This is a genomic window from Acetivibrio cellulolyticus CD2 (assembly GCF_000179595.2).
GTDB lineage: Bacteria > Bacillota > Clostridia > Acetivibrionales > Acetivibrionaceae > Acetivibrio > Acetivibrio cellulolyticus.
The window spans coordinates 37,422-59,968 of record NZ_JH556655.1; the positions used below are offsets into that span (position 1 = coordinate 37,422).

The following is a 22,547-nucleotide window of genomic DNA, read 5'->3' on the forward strand; positions in this document are numbered from 1 at the left end:
ATCACTCAATCCTGCTGTTTTTTGGTGGCGGTGGCCCATAAAACTGATAGTAGTTACATAGAATCCTACCATTATACAATTTCCTTTTCTTATTTGCTTTCCTGCCAAAAAGCTTTTCGAATTCGGGATGTGAAGATAAAATGTAATGTGACCAGGTATCCAATGAACCAAATACCGTTCCCATTTCCTTATACAGCTTTTCAATCTCTTTTATCTCTCCAAGGCGCTCGCCATAAGGTGGATTACAGATGATAAAGCCATATTTGTTTTTAGAACTGATTTCTGACATAGGCATTCTCTGAATATGTATATACTTATCTACCCCCGCCATCTTTGCATGGTATCTGGCAAGGCTTATAGCATCCTCACTAATATCAGTACCTTGAATCTTTAGCTCTCTATCAACCTTAATCATCCCTCGTGCTTCTTTTCTGGCATCCAACCAAAGAGCCTTTGGTATATTAGGCCATTTTTCAGCATCAAACTCCCTGTTTAGACCTGGAGCAATATCCAAACCAATCATAGCTGCTTCAATCGGAATAGTTCCCGAACCACAAAATGGATCAAAAAGTGTCCGATCATGTCTCCATCTACTGATTTGGATTAAAGCGCAAGCCATTGTCTCCTTTAGCGGGGCTCCTCCTACAAGCTTCCTATAGCCTCTTTTATGAAGCCCTGACCCGCTAGTATCGATTGTTAATGTCGCCATATCTTTAAGCAATGACACTTCAACCCTATATCGCGGACCTGTTTCCTTAAACCATTCGCATTTATACTTCTGCTTAAGCCTTTCAACTATAGCCTTTTTTACAATAGCCTGACAGTCAGAAATACTAAAAAGTTTTGAGTCAACAGATTTACCATCCACCGGAAATTCTCCGTCTTCGGGTATCCACTGCTCCCATGGAAGTGCTTTTGTTTGTTCGAATAGCTCATCAAAAGATAAAGCTTTGAACTCTCCCATTTTCAATAATACACGGTCTGCTGTTCTAAGCCACAAATTCGTTTTACAAATTGCACTTTCATCACCAGAAAAAGTAACTTTTCCGTTTTCTACATATTGATCGCTATATCCAAGCTTTTCAAGTTCCCTACCTACAACTGCCTCTATTCCAAAAGCAGATGTTGCAATAAGATGTATTTTCCCCATATAATCATACCTCAAGTCTATTCATATTTGTTACTTGGCAGTATTTATTATATCCATTGGAATTATTATAAACAATAAATTTTTTTAAATATAAATAAAATCAGCTATAGAATATCCATAATAAGTCTACATCAAAAGGTTTCTTTATACATTAAGAGATGTTTGACTATTGTGCTGCTCCCATAGCTAATTTTGTGTTTTTTATTGGTCTATATTGTCAACATGGCATTGATTCTCTACTGTTATTCCTGTCGACAATGTTGGGTCTATGCTTTCCTCCTTGGTTACTTGAAGTATTTCATATATAGATGCTCCACCGCACAATACCCTAATCATTTCATCCATAACTTCTTGCCCTTTTGTATCTTGGGAATATTTTTTTATAATTCTTTTAAACCCGTTAAATAATCTTTGCTCATCATTTGCATTTATCTCATCTTTTAATATTTCTGCAAATACATTAGGCAAATTACATATACGTTTTTCCATATCTTCAAGCTCGTTTACCAGGCTTATTGCTTCATTATACTCATTAGTAGCTATGATAGATTCCTCCATTCATGTTAATGTGATGAATCTATTATTTCAAATATTAACTCTGTTTATTACTTTCTGTGCAATTATTCAAATTATATTTAGCAGAATTTTATTTAACCATACAAATTCTACATTCGCTTTTTTTCTACAATTTTACCTGCAAATATTCCTAATAATATTGAAAAACCAACTAAAATATATGACATTAAACTATTCCAAATTGAAAACCCTAAAACCGCAATCGCCCCTCCCATTGCAGCTCCTAAAAGCATCCCAATTTCAGTATAGCTATACCCTTTCATATGTAGCCGATCCCCCTTAAACACTTTTCAAATTCATATTTACTAACACTATAATTAGACGTCGAAACCTGCTAAAAAGTTCATACATTTATATCATTATATCAAAGATTATAAGCAACCTTTTCCCATTCTAAATCCAATAAGCCATATATTCAATTATTTCCCTAAATAAAATTAAATCTATCTCTTCTAGCATTTACAGTATGTATACTATTTCTTAGCTGAAAACAGTCTTATATTTAGTAGTAACTTTGAATCACAGAAAATGAAACTAATTTACTATATATAATCAACTTTAAAAATTATATAATTATATATGTAGATACAAATATGCAAAGTTTGTTCTTTATTGAACTTTTTCTAGTGCATACTTATCTTGGAAATCATACATTTAAAAAAATGTCTATTCTGAAAAGCACTGGATTTATTCATTCAACTCAAGCATGTAATTTTTTTAAAGCATTGAATTATGTTTGGTTTTATAGTATAATAGTATTAAGAACAATTTAATTTGCAATCATTTGTAAAAGGCAAATCTATCGAAAGATAGAGACGCAAAACTACGGGTCTACGGTCGCTTGACTACGACAGCCGGGTTGCCAAGTGTTTAAGAGACTAGAACTCTTAAGTGCTCTTATTGGTAATCCCAATAAGGGCTTTTTTAGTTGTTCTGTTTCTTAACCTTATAACCCTTTCGAAAATGGCAAACTCAATGAAAATTGAGGACGCAAAACTACAGGTCTACGGGTTTCATTACTATGATGGCTGAGTTACCGAATAAGGGAGGAATAATTATGAAAAAAAGCCTAAGATACTTACTACTAATTAGTATTGTCATCACTATTTGTCTGAATTCCGTACAAGCTTTTGGTGACACTCAAACCCATTTAATTGTCTCTAATGGTGTAGTACTCGAAACGCTTCCTACATCAGTTGAAGGCAAAGTTGTTCTTACCGGCAATACTTATAAAAGCAAAATCAAAATCATTGTTTCGAAGGACGACACGTCAACTTGGTATGATGTATCACTAACCAAAGGGAAATATAAAGAAGAAATATGGCTTATCGATGGTAAAGGAAAGTATAAAATTTCCGTCGTTGTTCATGAATACGATAGAACCTACTCTTATGGACCTACTTTAGAAGTTGAAAACACAATAGATGTTAATCGATTTTTGGTTCCAACCAAACATGTTGAAAGTAATAATGAAGAAATCATTGCACTTGCCAAAAGTATTACACAATATTCAACAACCGAAAAAGATAAAGCATTATCAATATACAATTGGGTAGCAAAAAACATTGAATATGATTATGATAAGTATTTAAGGCAAATCAATAAAAATTTTGATAATGACTATGGCGCCGTGATAACCCTAAAAACTAAAACTGGCGTATGTTATGATTATTCTACACTAGTAGCCGCTCTAGGAAGAGCAGTTGGACTACAGGTAAAAGTTATAAAAGGAAACTTTGTTAATCCCTATCGAAAGGAACTCCATGCCTGGAATGAAATATATATCCCTGAAGAAAATCGCTGGGTTAATGTAGATACAACCTTCGCACATAGTCTCAACACAAATTATTTTGATAATAGCGACTTTTATACAGACCATGAAAAGATTTCTGAATACTAATAAATTAATGATAGCAAATAGAAAAGCTGCCCCAAAAGTAACTATTTATATACTTTAGGGCAGCTTTTCTATTTCATTATTAACTATTAATATTACGTTGTTGTATCAATATCAATTTAGCTTATATACCCAAATTATTTTATAATAACTTCTTCCTCATCTGAATTTATATAATACTTATGATCTAAAGATCCTTCTGCAATATCTTTAAATGCCCAATAGTTTTTAGGTACATCAGTGAAATCTAATGTTGCACCATTCAGTGGCCCTCTATTTAAAGCCCTATTAACCAAAACGACACACTCATCGCGTTTAATTTTATTATCTGGCTTAAAAGTCCCATCGGAATAACCATTGATATATCGTAAATTAGCAAGCTTTAGTATAAAGCTTTTTGCCCAATGGTCATCTATATCGGTAAAATTATTACTCAAGCCTGTACTTGCATCAAGATCAAGCAAGTTGTAAATAACAGCTGCAAATTCACCTCTTTTTATTGTCTGATCGGGCTTAAAACTACCATCAGGATATCCTTTAAACAATCCAACCTTAGTAACAAGTTCAATAGACTCTTTTGCCCAATGTTTATTGGTGACATCTGGGAAATTAACATTATTAGAATTTGCTGAGCTACCTACATCAACGAATTTTGCAATTATAACTGCAGCTTCTGCCCTTGTTATCTCCTTCTTTGGTCTAAAACAATTGTCAGTATATCCCTTAAGATATGATTTATGTTCTCCAGTTTTAACACCAGCAGGTATATCCTCAGTAGGTTCTACAACAGTACCACTGTTTGGTGTTGTTTTTACTGACGTAGTCTTTGTTGGAGTTACAGTACTTGTTGGAGTTACAGTACTTGTTGGAGTTACAGTCACTCCACTATTTAAAGTAAGAGTCCCAGAATATAATGTTGCACGTACACTTTTCAGATCTTTATCTCCAAAGGATGCATCATTTACTGTTATACTAGTAGATGTCCTTGCAGAACTTATTACTTTAAATTTGAGCTTTACAAACACTCCATCAGAACTAATATAGCCATCACTCATTGTATAGTCAAGGAACAATACCTTTAACTTACCATCTGCTTCTTTATTTATTCCAAAGTTTGTATTAGGATTTGAAACTATGCTTCCAACTTCTCCACTTAAATATTTGAGCATATTTTTATCATATATAATTGTCATGTCCGTTGTACTGATTCCTTTAGCAGGTACGTTTACATATTTCACAGGCACCGTTACTTCATCACCATAGTTTGCTACATACGAACCAATTTTTACTTGGAATCCATTTGGTGTTACAGTTGGTGTTATAGTTTTGGTTGGTGTAGGTGTTATAGTTTTGGTTGGTGTAGGTGTTATAGTTTTGGTTGGTGTAGGTGTTGCTGAAGCAGATACAACTTTAATACTACTTGGTTGATTAACAGAATACCCAGAGTATATGCGATTTCCGTACCAGTCACTAAGCAGAGTACCACTTATTCCATTTGAAATGCTATCTGCATTTTCAAACTTAACAGTTGTAGTACCCTCTTTTAATACTTTAAACCCAACAACCCCTAAAACCCCTGACGTTTCAGCCACCCCACCTGTCCTGTATCCTTCAAGTCCCAAATAAGCCTTACTGAAATTGAGAATTCCTTTGTCAACATGATTATCAGCGTATGCAAAAGGACTATAATTAGAATTAAGCAATATACTACCATCTAATGGAAGTGTGCTAATTTTAAAAGGACTTTTCGTATTAAAGTTTACAGCCTGCAAAATTGTCGGGTCATATTTTATATTAACCTGATATCCTGCAAAATTATTAATATTGTTTATCTGTATAGATGCCTTAATTATATCTCCAACAACAACTGACGTCTTATCTAACTTTATTGATATGTAACTGTTAGTTGTAGTTGGTGTTGCTGTTGCTGTTGGTGTTGCTGTTGGTGTTGCTGTTGGTGTTGCTGTTTTCGTTACTGTAGGTATCGCTGTCTTCGTTACTGTAGGTGTTGCTGTTGCTGTTGGTGTTGGTGTTGCTGTTGCTGTAGGTGTCGCTGTTTTGGTTATTGTAGGTGTAACTACTTTTGTTTCTGTAGGTGTTGGAGGTACTTTAACCTTAATATCTGAAGGTTGTTTTATTTCATACCCGGAGGCTATCCTACTTCCATCCCAGTCAAATAATATAGTACCCGTTATACCATTGGGCATAGTAGTACAATCGGCAAAGGAAATAGTAGTGTCCTTTTCCTGCAAAACTTTAAAGCCTATAATGGCAATAGAACCAGTACTCTCTTCCGTCCCGCTATTCTTATAGGCTTCAAGGGTTATATATGATTTACAGATGTTAAGTTCTCCATTATCTAAATTATTTACTGCTTTAGAAAAACTTAAGAAATCAGAATTATTTAACAAATCACCTGGTAGTGGCATTGTAGAACTCTGATATTCTTTACCTGATATGGGATTTACAGCCTGAAGTACTTCTGGATCGAATTTAATATTAACTTGATATCCAGCGAATTTTTGAATATTACTTATCTTAATTGTCGCGGTTATTATATCATCTAGCTCTATGGATGTTTTATTAAGATCCATTGTTATATAAGACTCATCGCTTGCATTTACCTGCAAAAACATTTGAAAGTACATTGTTGTCAACAATAGAAAAATGGTAGCTACACTAATTGCTTTTTTCATTATACATTCCTCCCACAAAGATAAAAAATTGAATATTTATTAAGGTACTATATTTAGAGATGACAAGCAATAAGAATAGATAGTCAACTTTGCTTATTTGATTGCCAAATAGCATGTAAACCAATCAAAAATTCTGCTCGTTCTCCATAATACCATAGTTTCAAATTTGTAATCTATTTAGCCTTTCAAGGGATCAATACTGAGTTTTTTCAGATAGGACCTATAAATCAAGAATAGGTATAGCAACATTTTAATGATATGGTAGGCCGATTACTACGTAAAGAAATACAAATATAATTAAGAACTACACCCCATCAAATAATGATTTATCTCTAATCTTAAAACTCCCCCATTAATAACCTATATAATATTTCCTTATAATGTTATTATATATCAAAACTGTTCCATATTCAAGTAACAAAAAACTTCCTTACCTCTTAGAAAAGGTAAGGAAGCTTAAGTTTCTTATATACTATTTAACATATAGCTTTTCTAAAGTTCCTTCAATAATGTACTGGTGGTCTAATGCACCCTCAGCTATATCTTTAAACGCCCAATGTGTTGTAGGAACATCTGGGAATTTCTGCGTTGTACCATACAATGGTCCTCTCTTAAGTGCCCTATTTAAAAGTGCTACACTTTCACAACGCTTAATACTTGCCTGAGGCTCGAAATTACCATTAGGATATCCACTAATATACTTGAGTTCAGTAAGTTTTTCAATATATACTTGAGCCCAATGTCCTTTCACATCTTCAAACTTATATTTTGTAATATTTGTATCTTCAATGCCAAGGAAATGGTACACTATTGTTGCAAATTCAGCTCTTGTTATTTTCTGATCAGGTTTAAATGTTCCGTCAGTATAACCTTTAAAATATCCCTTATCAGTAGTATACTTAATTGCCCATAATGCCCAATGTGTATCCTTAACATCAGGGAAACTTACTTTATCGCTTACATATGTCACATCCGCACCTGATAACTTAGCCAAAATAGTTGCTGCCTCAGCCCTGGTAATATTATTATCAGGCAAGAATAAACCATTCGGATAGCCTTTCAAGTAAGCTGTATGACTTAATGGAAGTCCATCTGGACCTGGAACTTCAGATGTAGGTTCAACTACAGCACCCGATGTAGGTGTCGCTGTTGGTTTTGGTGTTGGTGTTGTTATCGGACTAGGATTTACATCTGGATTTCCACCTGGAATTACACCTGGACCTTCATTAACTGTTGTTGCTGTAGGCTTAACAGTCTGTGTTGGCGTTGGCGTTGTACTAGTTGTTACACCTGGTGTTACACTTCCTGTTGGTGTTGGTGTCGGTGTTGCACTAGTTGTTACTTCTGGTGTTACTGTCGGCATTGCACTCTGTGTTGGTGTTGGTGTCGCAGTTGCACTTGGTGTTACTGTCGGCATTGCATTTTTTGTTGGTGTTGGTGTCGCAGTTGCACTTGGTGTTACTGTCGGCATTGCACTCTGTGTTGGTGTTGGTGTCGCAGTTGCACTTGGTGTTACTGTCGGCATTGCACTCTGTGTTGGTGTTGGTGTCGCAGTTGCACTTGGTGTTACTGTCGGCATTGCACTCTGTGTTGGTGTTGGTGTCGCAGTTGCACTTGGTGTTACTGTCGGCTTTGCACTCTGTGTTGGTGTTGGTGTCGCAGTTGCACTTGGTGTTACTGTCGGCATTGCACTCTGTGTTGGTGTTGGTGTCGCAGTTGCACTTGGTGTTACTGTCGGCATTGCACTCTGTGTTGGTGTTGGTGTTGCAGTTGCACTTGGTGTTACTGTCGGCATTGCACTCTGTGTTGGTGTTGGTGTTGCAGTTGCACTTGGTGTTTCTGTTGGCATTGCACTCTGTGTTGGTGTTGGTGTCGCAGTTGCACTTGGTGTTACTGTCGGCATTGCACTCTGTGTTGGTGTTGGTGTCGCAGTTGCACTTGGTGTTACTGTCGGCTTTGCACTCTGTGTCGGTGTTGGTGTCGCAGTTGCACTTGGTGTTACTGTCGGCTTTGCACTCTGTGTTGGTGTTGGTGTCGCAGTTGCACTTGGTGTTACTGTCGGCTTTGCACTCTGTGTTGGTGTTGTCGTCGCAGTTGCACTTGGTGTTACTGTCGGCGTTGCACTCTGTGTTGGTGTCGCAGTCGCACTTGGTGTTACTGTCGGTGTTGCACTCTGTGTTGGTGTTGGACTTGCAATTACCTCAATTTTTCCATCATTGTAAACAACATTTTTGATTTCATCAGTTCCAGAATAATAGAATGAAGTATATGCACTATTAGTAGTAATATTGTAAAGTTCACCTACTTTGGCACTATCACTAACTTTAAAGTTAATGGTTGCAAATACACCATCACTATCTATGATTCTAGCTCTATCAACTGGGGCTTCAAACGTCATTGATGCAAAACCATTTTCATTATTATAATAAGTAGTAAAATCAGAAGCATTTTCAATCAGTGAGCCAGCATCTATACTTGCTACAGTTACCTTTTGTGGGTCGAAATTTGTTCTAAAACTTAGAGCATAGATACCTGATTTAGGTACATTAGTAAATGTTATAGGTACACTAACAACACTACCTGCTTTTCCACTAGTACTTCCAATGTCAACCTGTAAATCAGATCCAACTTTAATTGCTCCATCAGCATATATAACATCAGTAATTTCCGTTACTGCTGTAGAATAAAAGGAAGTATTAGAACTTATTTGGGATATTTTGTATGTTTCGCCTTGTAAAGCTGTATCAGATATCTGGAATTTTACTTGTGCAAATACTCCATCACTTTTTATCATTCTAGAGCCATCAATAGGTGCCTCAAAAGTCATAGAAGTAAAATTATATGTATTGTTAATAAACATATTAAAATCTTCTGCCTTTTCAACTAGACTTCCAGATTCAACGCCTACTACTCTAATTTTAGTGTTATCATAACCAATCCTAAAACTCAACGCGTAAATTCCCGATTTAGGTACATTACTAAACGTTATCGGAACGCTAACAACACTGCCTGGCTTTCCACTTACACTTCCTATTTCTGCCTTCAAATCTGCCCCAACATTAATTGCACCATTATTACATAAAATATTTACAATCTCTTCAGTGCCTGTTGAGTAAAAGGAAGTTCTTGAATAATTGGTAGTAATATCATAAGATTCTCCTACTGGTGCAGTTTCAGAAATCTTAAATTTGATTGATGCAAATACTCCATTATTATCAATCATTCTACTACCATCTACTGGGGCTTCAAATGACATTGATGCAAGTCCATTCACATTATTGTAGTAATGATTGAAGTCACTAGGGTCTTCTATTAAAGACCCTGGTTCAACACTAACTACACTCAACATACTTTTATCAAAATTCACACTAAAACTTAAAGCATATATACCTGTTGCTGGTACATTACTAAATGTCACTGGTACAGACACTATGCTGCCTGGTTCTCCACTAACTTTTCCAATGTCTACCTGCAATTGTTCTGCAGCCTGTACAAATGATATCGAAGCAGTACTAATGATAATGCACAATATTATCAGCAAACATGATATTCTTTTTAAGCTATATAAGCATTTCCTGCCTTTATTTACCATATGCTATTTCCTTCCTTTACAATCATACGTGAACTAATACACTACATGCCTAGATTATTCTTCTTTCTCTTCAACAGGGAATAAAAATATCTTTCCTAACACGTAGTCTCTTACTAGAACAGCATCATTAATTTTTATACTTCCATTACCATCAACATCTGCTGCAAGCATACCATATTCATATGGGAATTCATTGATTTTTCCTAATACATAGTCTCTTATTAGGACAGCATCATTAATTCTTACACTTCCATTACCATCAACATCACCATATATAAATTTAGGCGTTGGTGTTGTAGTTGGTGTTGTAGTTGGTGTTGTAGTTGCTGTTGCAGTTGGTGTTGCTGTTGCAGTTGGTGTTGCTGTTGCTGTTGCAGTTGGTGTTGCTGTTGCTGTTGCTGTTGCTGTTGCAGTTGCTGTTTGTGTTGCTGTTGGTGTTGCTGTTTGTGTTGGTGTTGGTGTTGCTGTTTGTGTTGGTGTTGGTGTTGCTGTTTTTGTTGGTGTTGCTGTTGGTGTTGCTGTGGCTGTTGGTGTTACACTTCTAACAGTTATTGCTGCTGGCTGCATTATAGAATATCCAGATTTAATTATTTCACCATCCCAGTTGAAGAGCATAGTTCCTGTTATTCCACTTGGCATTGAATCACAATCTTCAAATGTAATTGCAGTGTTTTTAGCCTTAATAACTTTAAACCCTACTACTGCAACCACTCCTGATTTTTCAGCAAGGTTACTTTCTTTATATACGTCTAGTGCTGTATATAATTTGCCGAAGTTTAGTAGACCTTCGCTAATTATATTATCACATGTAGGAAATGGCGAATAATCCTGATTTGCAAGTATCTCACCCTCTAGTGGCAATGAATCGTTTTTATATTCTGCCCCAGTTTTTGGATTGACAGCTTGTAATACTGTTGTATCATATTTTATATTTACTTGGTATCCTGAGAAATTACTTATATCATTTATTCTAACCGATGCCTTTATAATATCGCCTACTGAAACATCAGTTTTATCTAAATCAATAGTAATATAGCTATCACCTGTAGATGTTGGAGTTGGTTTTACTGTTGGCGTTACTACGATTGTAGGTGTTGCTGTTGCTGTTGGTGTAGGTGTTACTATAATTGTAGGTGTTGCTGTTGGTGTAGGTGTAGTTATCGTCTCAGAATTAATTTCTCCTGGTTGAATTACAGAATATCCCGAAGTAATCCTATTTCCATACCAATTAAATAATGTTGTGCCGATAATACCATTTGGCATTGTTACTGAATGTTCAAATACTACAGTAGTTGCTTTTTTTTGTAATGCCTTAAAGCCTACTACTGCTACTGTTCCTGTTTCTTCTGGAGATTCGCTAGCTCTGTAAACATCTAGTGCAGTATACGACCTACTAAGATTTAATATACCCTCACTTATTTTATGTACTCCTTGAACTATTGGTCCGTAATCCTCATTTACCAACAATTCACCACTTGTAGGCAATGAGCTGTTTGTATATGCTACTCCTGTTTTTGGGTTCACGGCTTGTAAAACTGTCGGGTCATATTTTATGTTTACTTGATATCCTGAAAAGTTTGTTATTTTATTAATCTTTACAGTTGCCTTGATTATTTGTCCTACTTCAGCAGTATTCTTGTCGAAATTCATTGTTATATAACTTTCTGTTGTTGGTACTGCTGTAGGTATTGTTGTTGTTGTTGTTGCTGTTGGTGTTGGTGTTAGTGTTACTGTTGGCATTGTTGATGCAAATGCTGTTGGTTTTGTTGTTGGTGTTGCTGTTGCAATTGGAGCAGAATTAATTTCTCCTGGTTGAATTACAAAATATCCTGATTGAATTCTATTTCCATACCAGTTAAATAATGTTGTACCTGTAATACCATTTGGCATTGTTTCTGAATCTTCAAATACTACCGTAGTTGCCTTTTTTTGTAATACCTTAAAGCCTACTACTGCTAATGTTCCTGTTTCTTCCGGAGATTCGCTAGCTCTGTAAACTTCTAATGCGGTATAAGATCTACTAAGATTTAGTATACCCTCACTTATTTTGTGTACTCCTTGAACTATTGGTCCATAATCCTCACTTACCAACAATTCACCACTTGTAGGCAATGAGCTGTTTGTATAAGCTACTCCTGTTTTTGGATTCACAGCTTGTAAAACTGTCGGGTCATATTTTATGTTTACTTGATATCCTGAGAAATTTGTTATTTTATTGATCTTTACAGTTGCCTTGATTATTTCTCCTACCTCTGCTGCATTTTTATCATAACCCATTGTTATATAACTTGCTTTAGTCATATCTAAGTTAATTACTGCCGGTTGGATCACAGAATATCCAGATTGTATTCTATCCCCATTCCAATCAAATAAAACTGTTCCGTCTATTGCATTTGGAACTGATGTTGTATCTTCAAAACTGATTGAAGAAGTTTCTTCCTTCAAAACTTTAAATTTTACTACAGCAACTGTACCTGTCTGTTCAGGAGCTGCAGCTGTTCTATAATCATCAAGACTTACATACGCCTTTGAAAAGTTCAAAATACCCTTTTCAAGGTCATTGTCGGCCACTTGTCTTAAATTAAAGTCACTATTAAGAATTGTTCCAGCCCCTGGCATAGTTGACTTTGTATATGCAACACCAGATGATGTAACTGGTTGTAATACAGCTGGATCATACTTCATATTTAACTGACAACCTGAAAAGTTGGTGATATTTTTAATATTTATTGATGCGGTAACGATTTCTCCTACTGATGCGGTAGTCTTATCTAGTACAATTTCTATACTAGATGTTGGAGCTGCGTTTATTAGGTTACCACATAGACTGTATATTACTAACATTAGAGTTAGAAGAAACGATAATATTCTATTAACCTTCATCGATGATACCTCTCCCCTTCTTAACATTTCTTTAGCATCCCTATTTCTTTTAGGATATACTTTTATGAATTGATTAAACTGCATCTCCAAAACATAGAAAACCTTAACATAAGCCTTTATTTGATATGAGGAAGGGTACACACGTACCCTTCCTCATATATGTATGTGTTAACCAGTTTTTAATAGTCTGAAGATACTTTATTGAAGTGTTTAGCAACTATCATTACATCTTCCAAGCTTATTGCGCCATCTCTATTCAAGTCTAGACCTACTTGATACTTAGCATCAGTAGATGAAGTGTTGAATGCTTTACAGATTTCCAATATGTCTTCCAAGTTGATTGCGCCATCTTGTGTACCGCCTATTGCCATGTCACCTGCCCACATGAGTATAGGTGAAGCTGATGTTGATAATTCTTTATCTGCAGTTACTGAAACGTTAGCTATTTCTCTAGTGAGATAATTAGCTTTAGTAATCTTTACAGTATATGTTCCAGCTGCTACATCTTTTATTTCGAAGTATCCATTACTATCTGTTACAGCTGACTTAGTTGTTCCAACTATTTCTACTGTAAATCCTGCTTTTACTATTGGAGCTGTAGTAGAAGTAGTTACAAAGTCAGGGTTAATATAGCCTGAAACTGTAGTTCCTTCAGATACTATACCAATATTAACTCCACCGTTTACAACTGAAGCAGTTACAGGAGATAATGAGCTATCACCAAATGTTGCATCTTCTGCATTTACTGCTGCTAATCCATCAGTACCAATAACTTTAAATGTCACGTTTGCAAATACTCCATCCTCGCTAATATACTGAGTAGTCATTGTATAGTCAAGGAACAATACTTTCAATTTGCCATCTGCTTCTTTGTTTATTCCAAAGTTTACGCCAGGATTTGTAACTATGCTTCCAGCATCTCCACTTACGTACTGAAGCTTAGTTGCGTCATAAGTGATTGTCATATCAGTTGTACTGATTCCTGTTGCAGGTACATTTACAAATGATACAGGTACCACTACTTGTGTACCAGTTGCCGCTTTTACTGTATCAATTGATACTTTAAAAGCATTTGGATCATCTTTCTTAACTACATTAACTGCTCCATTTGTAACTTTTGCTACTACTGGAGTTAATGTACTATCACCAAATGTAGGTGTTCCGCTTATACTTACTTCTGCTTTTGAACCTATTGCTGCACTTGATTTGATGTTGAAGTTAAGATTAGCAAATACTCCATCTGTACTGATATAACCTGTTGACATTGTGTAATCAAGGAACAATACTTTTAATTTACCGTCTGATTCTTTATTTATTCCAAAGTTTACACCAGGGTTTGTAACTATGCTTCCAGCATCTCCACTGATATATTCGAGCTTAGTTGCATCATAAGTAACTGTGAAATCAGCTGTGCTAATTCCATTTTTGCTTATGCCTGAAAGTTTAACAGGTACTACAACAGATGAACCTGGGTTACCTTCTACAGTATCTATTGAAAGATTGAAACCAGTTTGTGTACCAGTTGGTGTTGCAGTTGCAGTCGAAGTCTTAGTAGGTGTCACTGTAGGTGTTGCAGTTGCAGTCTTAGTAGGCGTTACGTTTCCTACTGTAACAGAACCATCTTTAATAACTGCACTTATAGGACCTAAGTTTTTATCTCCAAATGTTGCTGTACCTGACTTACTGATTGCTGCTACATCACCATTAACTGCAGTTGACTTGATCTTGAATGTCAAGTTTGCGAATATGCCGTCTGCACTGATGTATTCAGTAGCCATTGTGTAGTCAAGGAATAATACTTTCAATTTTCCGTCTGCTTCTTTGTTTATTCCAAAGTTTACATCAGGATTTTTAACTATGCTTCCAGCTGCTCCACTTACATAATCAAGCTTAGTTGCATCATAAGTGATTGTAAAATCAGCTGCACTAACACCGTTAGCAGATACTCCTTCTATTGAAACAGGTACTACTACTTCTGAACCAGCATTACCACTTACATTAGCTATAACTACTTTCATAGCTTTTCCATCTATGATCTCTACTTTACCATCTGTTATAACTGCTGTTATTGGTTTTAATGCACTATCACCAAATGTTGCTGTTCCAGCTATGCCTACTGCTGCTGTTGTACCAGCTGCTGCAGTTGATTTAATCTTGAATGTCAAGTTTGCAAATACTCCATCTTTACTGATATATTCAGTAGCCATTGTATAGTCAAGGAACAATACTTTTATTTTACCATCTGCTTCTTTGTTTATTCCAAAGTTTACATCAGGATTTGTTACTATACTTCCAGCTGCTCCACTTACGTATTCAAGCTTAGTTGCATCATAAGTAACTGTGAAATCAGCTGTACTAACTCCTGTTGTAGGAACTTTAGTCATTGTAACAGGAACTGTTACTGTTTCACCAACTCCACCTTGAACTGCTCCAACTGCTACTGCCATAGCATTAGGATTTGGTGTTGATGTTTTTGTTGGTGTTGCTGTTGCTGTTTTTGTTGGTGTTGCTGTTGCTGTTTTTGTAGGTGTTACTACTGTTGTAGGTGTTACTACAGTACCATTAGGTTCTATACCCCAGATCAAGCCCTCTGCTGAATATGCAGTTACTTTATCCCATGATGTATAAGTTGTTGCACTTGAGTTAAATGAGTAGTCATCTGCTTGATTGTAATTTGTCCAGTCGCTCTTAGCAAATCTACCCTGAACTTCTATTGAAGTATTAGCTGCAAGAGTACCAGCTGCACTACTGAATGCGATTTCAAGATACTGATCTGCGCCAGTAGTTGTTGGGTTCATTTTTACAAATGTTCCAGTTACGTTGGAGCTGCCTACTGGAGACCAGTCACACCAGAATGTCTGTGCTTTATCTCCATCAACTGTAAAGTAATAATGTAATTTTACGTCTGCAAGATTGATTGCATTACTACCTGTGTTTGTAAGTCTGAACTTAGGATAAATACTATTACTTTGAGCCTGTGTACCTGCATTGAAGAACTCAACTTTCAAGTTTGAAGATACAGCAGTCTTACCTGGTGTTGGTACTGTAGCTGTCTTAGTAGGTGTTACTATAGGTGTCTTAGTTGGTGTTGATATTGAACCACCATTTATTGATCCTGCATTTATTGTTGCAGATACGTTACCAAGATTCTTGTCTCCAAATGTTGCACCAGTTATGCCAACAGTTGAACCGCCTGAGCTTAATACTTTAAATGTAACTTTTGTGAATACTCCGCTTGTGCTGATATATCCAGTTGACATTGTATAGTCAAGGAATAATACTTTCAATTTGCCATCTGTTTCTTTGTTTATTCCAAAGTTTACATCAGGATTTGTAACTATGCTTCCAGGTACTCCACTTACATATTCGAGCTTGCTTGAATCATAAGTGATTGTCATGTCTGCTGTGCTTATTCCGTTTGCAGGAATATTTGCAAAGCTTACAGGTACTACTATTTGCTCTCCAACATTACCATTAACTGAATCAACACTAACTGTGAATCCAGTACCAATTACTGGTGTCTTTGTAGGTGTTACACCAGTTGTCTTAGTTGGTGTTACAGCAGTTGTCTTAGTTGGTGTTGGTATTGATCCACCATTTATTGATCCTGCATTTATTGTTGCAGATACGCTACCAAGATTCTTGTCTCCAAATGTTGCACCAGTTATGCCAACAGATGAACCACCTGCATTTAATACTTTAAATGTAACTTTTGCAAATACTCCGTTTGTGCTGATATATCCAGTTGACATTGTATAGTCAAGGAATAATACTTTCAATTTGCCATCTGTTTCTTTGTTTATTCCAAAGTTTACAGTAGGATTTGTAACTATGCTTCCAGCATCTCCACTTACATATTCGAGCTTGCTTGAATCATAAGTGATTGTCATGTCTGCTGTGCTTATTCCGTTTGAAGGAACATTTGCAAAGCTTACAGGTACTACTATTTGCTCTCCAACATTACCATTAACTGAATCAACATTAACTGTGAATCCAGTGCCAGTTGATGTTGTCTTTGTTGGTGTTGGTACTATAGTAGTTGTCTTAGTAGGTGTTACTGCAGTTGTCTTAGTTGGTGTTGATATTGTTCCACCATTTATTGATCCTGCATTTATTGTTGCAGATATGTTACCAAGATTCTTGTCTCCAAATGTTGCACCAGTTATACCAACAGTTGTAGGTGCACTATTTAACACTTTAAATGTAACATTTGCGAATACTCCGTTTGTGCTGATATATCCAGTTGACATTGTATAGTCAAGGAATAATACTTTTAATTTGCCATCTGCTTCTTTGTTTATTCCAAAGTTTACAGTAGGATTTGTAACTATGCTTCCAGCTGCTCCACTTACATATTCGAGCTTGCTTGAGTCATAAGTGATTGTCATGTCTGCTGTGCTTACTCCGTTTGAAGGAACATTTGCAAAGCTTACAGGTACTACTATTTGCTCTCCAACATTACCATTAACTGAATCAACATTAACTGTGAATCCAGTACCAGTTGATGTTGTCTTTGTTGGTGTTGGCGCTGTTGCAGTCTTTGTTGGTGTTGTTGTGCTAGTCATTGTTGTGCCAAGGTAACTTGCCAAAGCAAGTACAAAACTTGAATTATAATCAATAGCTACTTCTGAATATTGGTATTGATTAACATCATCAACATAAGAATCACTGTTGCTAGGTCCTCCAACCAATGCACCTGTTAATGTATATTTAGCATTAGATGACTTGTCTGGATTAGCTGCTCTGTGGTGTGGACTCTTTGGCCATGTAGAACCATAACCAATAACATATGAATAATTTGAAGGATTTGTTCCAAGAGCATAGTCTATCTGAGCTTTATAAGTAGATACTAAAGTTGCATCCTTCGCAACAAGATTGTTGTACATAAATGCAAGAGCTGCTTCACCAGAAGCGTATCTCAATGCTCCCCAGTTGTTCAACCACTTCAAACCGCCTGGAGTTGTGGTAACAGTACTCTTCCAGTAATTAAAAGAATATGCTAAAGCATCTTTATATGTTGCTTTACCTGTCATCTGAGCTAATTTAATGAAAGCAGGAAGATAAACATCATCCCAACACATAGTCCATACATGCTTCAAAGGAGATTCTCCATTAAGCTTATCCATTACAGAATACTTTTCAGCATCAGCTAATAATGTAGAATCTGTGCTACCACCAGCTATATATAACCATATTGATGCCCATGCAAGGTCATCATATATACAATATGATTTATAAAATTCTGATTCATTGTAAGCACCTATCTTAGATTTTGCTAAAGCTAAAAGTGTCTTAGAAGCTGCTAAACATTTGTTTGCATATGTAGCGTCAATATCCTTGTAATTAAGGTACATAATAGCAAGTGCTGCTGAAGCTTCACCAGCTACATCAGTTCCAGCTGTATTTGAATCAACAACTTTAGTTGATCTTGTACCTGTCTGTTTTTCTGGTGCTCCCCAATAGCTGTGGTCTGGTCCACCCTCTCCTACCTGATGATAGAAAATGTTTGCACTTGGATGGCATTTTAATAAATAATCTGAAAAATACTTCAAAGTGGATAAAATTTTAGTTTTATTTCCTGTGCTATCCATAACATTTCCGTATTCATATAATGCCCATCCCAGCATAGATGCTGAGTATGCCTGAGGTAAACCAAATTTCACATGGTCACCTGCGTCATGGTAACCGCCTGTGAGATCTTCTCCACTAGGACCTTTGTCAGAAGTGTGGCACGCGCCTCTCCAACTGAACACATTGTCACTTGCTGCGTCTGGACCGCACTTGTTAGCGTCAAAAAATTGAATTGCGTAATCAAGCGCTTTGTCGTAATCTTGTGTTGCCGCAGATGCTGTTCCAAGGTTAACTACTGTTGAAAACATGGTAACAAGCATAGCGATAGCTACAATCATACTGATAACCTTTTTCATTTAACCATTCCTCCCAAAAATTTTATTTTTATATGATCTATTTAAAGATCTTTAAGGTACCCAAAAAAACAGATACCTAATATACATGTTAGTTATTGTCTCTCATGTAATAAGTAAAAACTTGTACGAAACAAATATGCTACCAGAGAACACTTGGAATAAAAATAGAAATAGATTTGAAGTAGTAAGAAAAATATTTTGGTAGAAAGAATATTGAAAACATTACAACAACACTACGAAATATGTACGATAATAATAAATGCTACAGCGAGATTAATAAATAAACTACAAATTATTTCTCTAGTATAATCCATTCTAAACAATTTAAAATTCTCTGAAAATAAAACAGACCAGATTATTCTTTTTCCTCACAAATTCCTCCTTAAATAAACTTATATGTATTATATATTATAAAATAATAATATTTTAACTTTTGCTGTATTAGGGTATTTAGAGGAAGAAGTTAAAAAGAAATTAAACCTCATCTGGAATAGAATTGGACTTGAATTAGTAAGGTTGTTAGGATTATTGTGACCTCTTTACTCCCTAATACATCTACTTATATATATTTAAATAATTTTTTATTATGAGCTTAACTTTATTATATATTAAAACTTTTAATCTTTCAAGAACTACTTTGCCAAAGAGTAAAATCATTTTTTTAATCTAACTAAGTTCGACTGTTCAACCTTTCCTATTAATTATTCTATAATAGTAATACGAAATAACTCGAAATTTTGGGGGGTTAAAATTTAACAAATTCACAAAAAGCTTATTTTTTTTCTAATAGAGTCTAATAGTGGCTTTGTTCCATTCTCATTACTGTTTACTAATATTTTTAATATTACTCCTCCCCCAAAAACTACGCCTTACAATATTACAATCCGACCTTGTAATATTATAAGGCGGTTATTTTGATTATAACATAACATTTCCTACTTCACAATTCTGTTTGAACACATTATCTTTTTACTTTTGCATAAAATCGATTAAATATTCCATACACCAAAAGTAGAGGGAAATTTAATGCAGCAACACCTGCATTGGAACAGAGAGGTAAAATACCAACCTGCTCTGCACTATCGTTAATCAGATATGTCCATGTTGAAGTTGGAGCTTTTAATCCTTCCTTATCCATATCAATTCCTTCTTTTGATATATTAACAGCTTTTAGAGTACTTGTTATCTCATCTTTCAAATCATTGGTAAAATTATCGAAAGCTTCTATAATAGTTCTATTAAACTCATGTATTGGCTGCTTATTGCCGACATTAACCAGATGAATGCTCTCTTTTAAATAAGATATATAATCCAAATATTCTGCCCAACTCTTATTTATATAATACAATGTAACTTGCTTTTCGGCCTTTACCAACGCTTCTTCACCAACTTGCGGCAAAAGTTTGTTATATAGCTCTTTCAGTCTGGTTTTAAATAATTGAAGTTGGAGCAAGTCAAATAAAGCATCCCTCCTGAGATTATATATAATTCTCCTCTGATCTTCCAATAGCAATGAATACTTTACTAAGTTTTTTCGTATCTCAAAGTTTTGGCCCTCTATAATTCTCTGAGCATGTGCAATTATCTTTACAAGAGCTTGGTTGTTAATTGGTTCTATCTGCGTCTTCGGCATATGCTTTTTGGGAATAAGCTCACTAAGATTATACTTCACCATCAAGCTATCTTCCATACTGATAAAAAATTGTGTTGATCCAGGGTCTCCTTGCCTACCTGCTCTTCCCCTTAATTGAAAATCTATTCTTAAACTCTCATGCCGATTGGTTCCTATAACATACAAACCTCCTAGTTCTACAACTTTCTCCCTTTCCTCCTGATTTTCACCGCCAAGTTTAATATCAGTACCTCTGCCTGCCATATTTGTAGAAACAGTCACAGCTCCAATCGATCCAGCTTTTGAAACTATTTTAGCTTCCATTGCATCATTCTTCGCATTGAGTACTCGGCATTCTATTCCACCATCTCTCAAAGATAAAGCAAGGTATTCTGACTCTTCAACACTCGATGTGCCTATAAGGATTGGACGTCCAGTCTTGTGAACTTTTGATATTTCTTCAATTAAGGCTTTATATTTTGCTTCTAAATGAGTAAATATTATATCAGGAAGATCAATCCTTATATTTTCCCTATTTGTAGGAAGTAAAACTACGTTAAGGTCATAGAATTCTTTAAGCTCATCCGCTGCAGACAAGGCAGTTCCCGTCATTCCACTTATCTTTGGATATAGTCTTATAAAATTCTGAAGCGTGATTGACGCCATAATCTGACCTTTAGACTCAGGCAAAAATCCTTCTTTTACTTCAATTGCTTCCTGCAAACCATAAGGCCATCTTCTATTTTCTGCGATCCGCCCGGTAAATTCATCAATCAGCTCAATTTTACTATTTTTAATAATGTAATCGACATTACATTTCAAAAGCACATGAGCATGAAGCGCATTATTTATCTTGGTTATCAACCCAACATTTCTTTCATCAAAAAGATCTTGCAACCCTAAAGCACTTTCAATATATTCCATACCTTCATCAGTCAGAAATACATTTCTCTTATATTCATCTGTATTATAATGAACAATACGTTTTAACTCATTAATCAGGTCATTTATTTGCTTAAGGCTAATCTCATTCTCTTGAACTCCTCCAGCAATAACCAGTGGAATTCTTGCTTCATCTATAAGAATAGAATCCGCTTCATCTACTATTGCATAGTTGAAAGGTCTTTGAATTATATCATCTTTATTTATGATAAGAAAACTCCTAAGATAATCAAATCCTGCCTCTTTAGCCGTAACATAGGTGACATCGGAATCATATGCCCTTTTTCTTTCATTAATACTCATTCCTTCAACTATATAGCCCACAGATAGCCCAAGGAACCTAAACACAGGTCCCATCCATCCAGCATCTCTCTCTGCAAGGTAGTCATTAAATGTAAGTATATGAACTCCTTGCCCTTTTATTGCATTCAGGTAAGCCGGCAAAACTGCTGCTAGAGTCTTTCCTTCTCCAGTTTGCATTTCAACAAGTTTGCCTTGATTCATTGCTATTCCTGCAATTACTTGAACATCATAATGACGCATTCCTAAGACCCGCGCAGATGCTTCTCTTGCCAAAGCATATGCTTCAGGCATTATACTATCCATACTTTTTCCGTTTGCCAACTTAACTCTAAGTTCGAGTGACTTGCTTCTAAGCTGTTCATCTTCCATTAATTCAAGCTTGTAACCATTTATTTTTTCCAACGCATCATAATACTTTTCTACATTATATTCAATATTATCATTTTTAAGCATATTATACTTTTTCTTTAAATCTAAGAGCTTTTTGAACATAAAAATTCCCTCCTGGTAAATATACGTAAATTTAACACAACCATTTTCTAGTCGCTAAAATAGCAAATCATTTACCCGGAGCAAATCTCATTTGTTTTATTGTATGGAAGAGTATCAGAATTAAAGAATTCAAGAAAAACAGTATATCCAAAGACAATATGATATGATTGGATATTTGATTAGCTGAACTTGCTAAACTATGAGATATTATAAGTATGGTAACTACAAATACTATAAAGGCATCTAATGAAGCTGCCTTTTCAAGCACCCACTTCAAATCGCCAGGCAGATTCTTCCCTATCCTCAGCGCAACATTAGCAAAACAGTAAAGTGAAAGGGCTCCTAACAAGCAGATTGAAACAGACATTATGATCAAAGTGATACACTGCATCATTATAAAGCTCCTTTCATTAGTTTTAAAATATTTTCGGTTTTATTAGCACTTAACTCAATTGTTAAATTTCACCATCAAAATAA

At 35.5% G+C, this 22,547-nt stretch carries 10 protein-coding genes and 2 riboswitches; of the genes, 1 reads left to right on the forward strand and 9 read right to left on the reverse strand.

The window, feature by feature from the left end:
- Position 1 precedes the first annotated feature (1 nt).
- The 3 genes from ACECE_RS0211930 to ACECE_RS31110 form a co-directional block, all read right to left on the reverse strand.
- Entirely contained in the window at positions 2 to 1,150 is a 1,149-nt protein-coding gene (locus ACECE_RS0211930) for a THUMP domain-containing class I SAM-dependent RNA methyltransferase (RefSeq protein WP_010247227.1), read from the reverse strand.
- 201 nt (positions 1,151 to 1,351) lie between these two features.
- Positions 1,352 to 1,708 carry a hypothetical protein gene (locus ACECE_RS0211935; RefSeq protein ID WP_010247229.1) on the reverse strand — a complete coding sequence of 119 codons (357 nt, stop codon included), beginning with the start codon at positions 1,706 to 1,708 and terminating at the stop codon, positions 1,352 to 1,354.
- 107 nt (positions 1,709 to 1,815) lie between these two features.
- Entirely contained in the window at positions 1,816 to 1,989 is a 174-nt protein-coding gene (locus tag ACECE_RS31110; protein WP_010247232.1) for a hypothetical protein, read from the reverse strand.
- A 519-nt stretch (positions 1,990 to 2,508) separates the two neighbouring features.
- A riboswitch (cyclic di-GMP riboswitch) is annotated at positions 2,509 to 2,593 on the forward strand.
- 88 nt (positions 2,594 to 2,681) lie between these two features.
- A riboswitch (cyclic di-GMP riboswitch) is annotated at positions 2,682 to 2,767 on the forward strand.
- Positions 2,768 to 2,783: 16 nt separating this feature from the next.
- Between ACECE_RS31110 and ACECE_RS0211945 the strand changes: the two genes are divergently transcribed.
- Positions 2,784 to 3,626: a transglutaminase-like domain-containing protein gene (locus tag ACECE_RS0211945; RefSeq protein ID WP_010247235.1), complete on the forward strand. Its 843-nt coding sequence runs from the start codon at positions 2,784 to 2,786 to the stop codon at positions 3,624 to 3,626.
- A 134-nt stretch (positions 3,627 to 3,760) separates the two neighbouring features.
- Here ACECE_RS0211945 and ACECE_RS0211950 read toward each other — a convergent pair whose 3' ends face one another.
- From ACECE_RS0211950 to ACECE_RS0211975, 6 genes are all read right to left on the reverse strand, one after another.
- Positions 3,761 to 6,319: a cohesin domain-containing protein gene (locus ACECE_RS0211950; protein WP_010247240.1), complete on the reverse strand. Its 2,559-nt coding sequence runs from the start codon at positions 6,317 to 6,319 to the stop codon at positions 3,761 to 3,763.
- 472 nt (positions 6,320 to 6,791) lie between these two features.
- Positions 6,792 to 9,860: a cohesin domain-containing protein gene (locus ACECE_RS31115; protein ID WP_162862538.1), complete on the reverse strand. Its 3,069-nt coding sequence runs from the start codon at positions 9,858 to 9,860 to the stop codon at positions 6,792 to 6,794.
- 105 nt (positions 9,861 to 9,965) lie between these two features.
- On the reverse strand, positions 9,966 to 12,821 hold the full coding sequence (locus tag ACECE_RS0211960; RefSeq protein WP_268871014.1) for a cohesin domain-containing protein: 2,856 nt from the start codon (positions 12,819 to 12,821) through the stop codon (positions 9,966 to 9,968).
- Between the two features lie 152 nt (positions 12,822 to 12,973).
- Positions 12,974 to 18,721 (reverse strand): cohesin domain-containing protein, encoded by a 5,748-nt coding sequence (locus ACECE_RS0211965; protein ID WP_010247249.1) that lies wholly within the window; start codon positions 18,719 to 18,721, stop codon positions 12,974 to 12,976.
- Between the two features lie 961 nt (positions 18,722 to 19,682).
- Positions 19,683 to 22,070 (reverse strand): accessory Sec system translocase SecA2, encoded by a 2,388-nt coding sequence (gene secA2 / locus ACECE_RS0211970; protein ID WP_010247252.1) that lies wholly within the window; start codon positions 22,068 to 22,070, stop codon positions 19,683 to 19,685.
- A gap of 67 nt (positions 22,071 to 22,137) precedes the next feature.
- The gene (locus tag ACECE_RS0211975; RefSeq protein WP_026073813.1) at positions 22,138 to 22,464 is read right to left on the reverse strand and encodes a hypothetical protein; all 327 of its coding nucleotides are present in this window, start codon (positions 22,462 to 22,464) and stop codon (positions 22,138 to 22,140) included.
- Positions 22,465 to 22,547 lie beyond the last annotated feature (83 nt).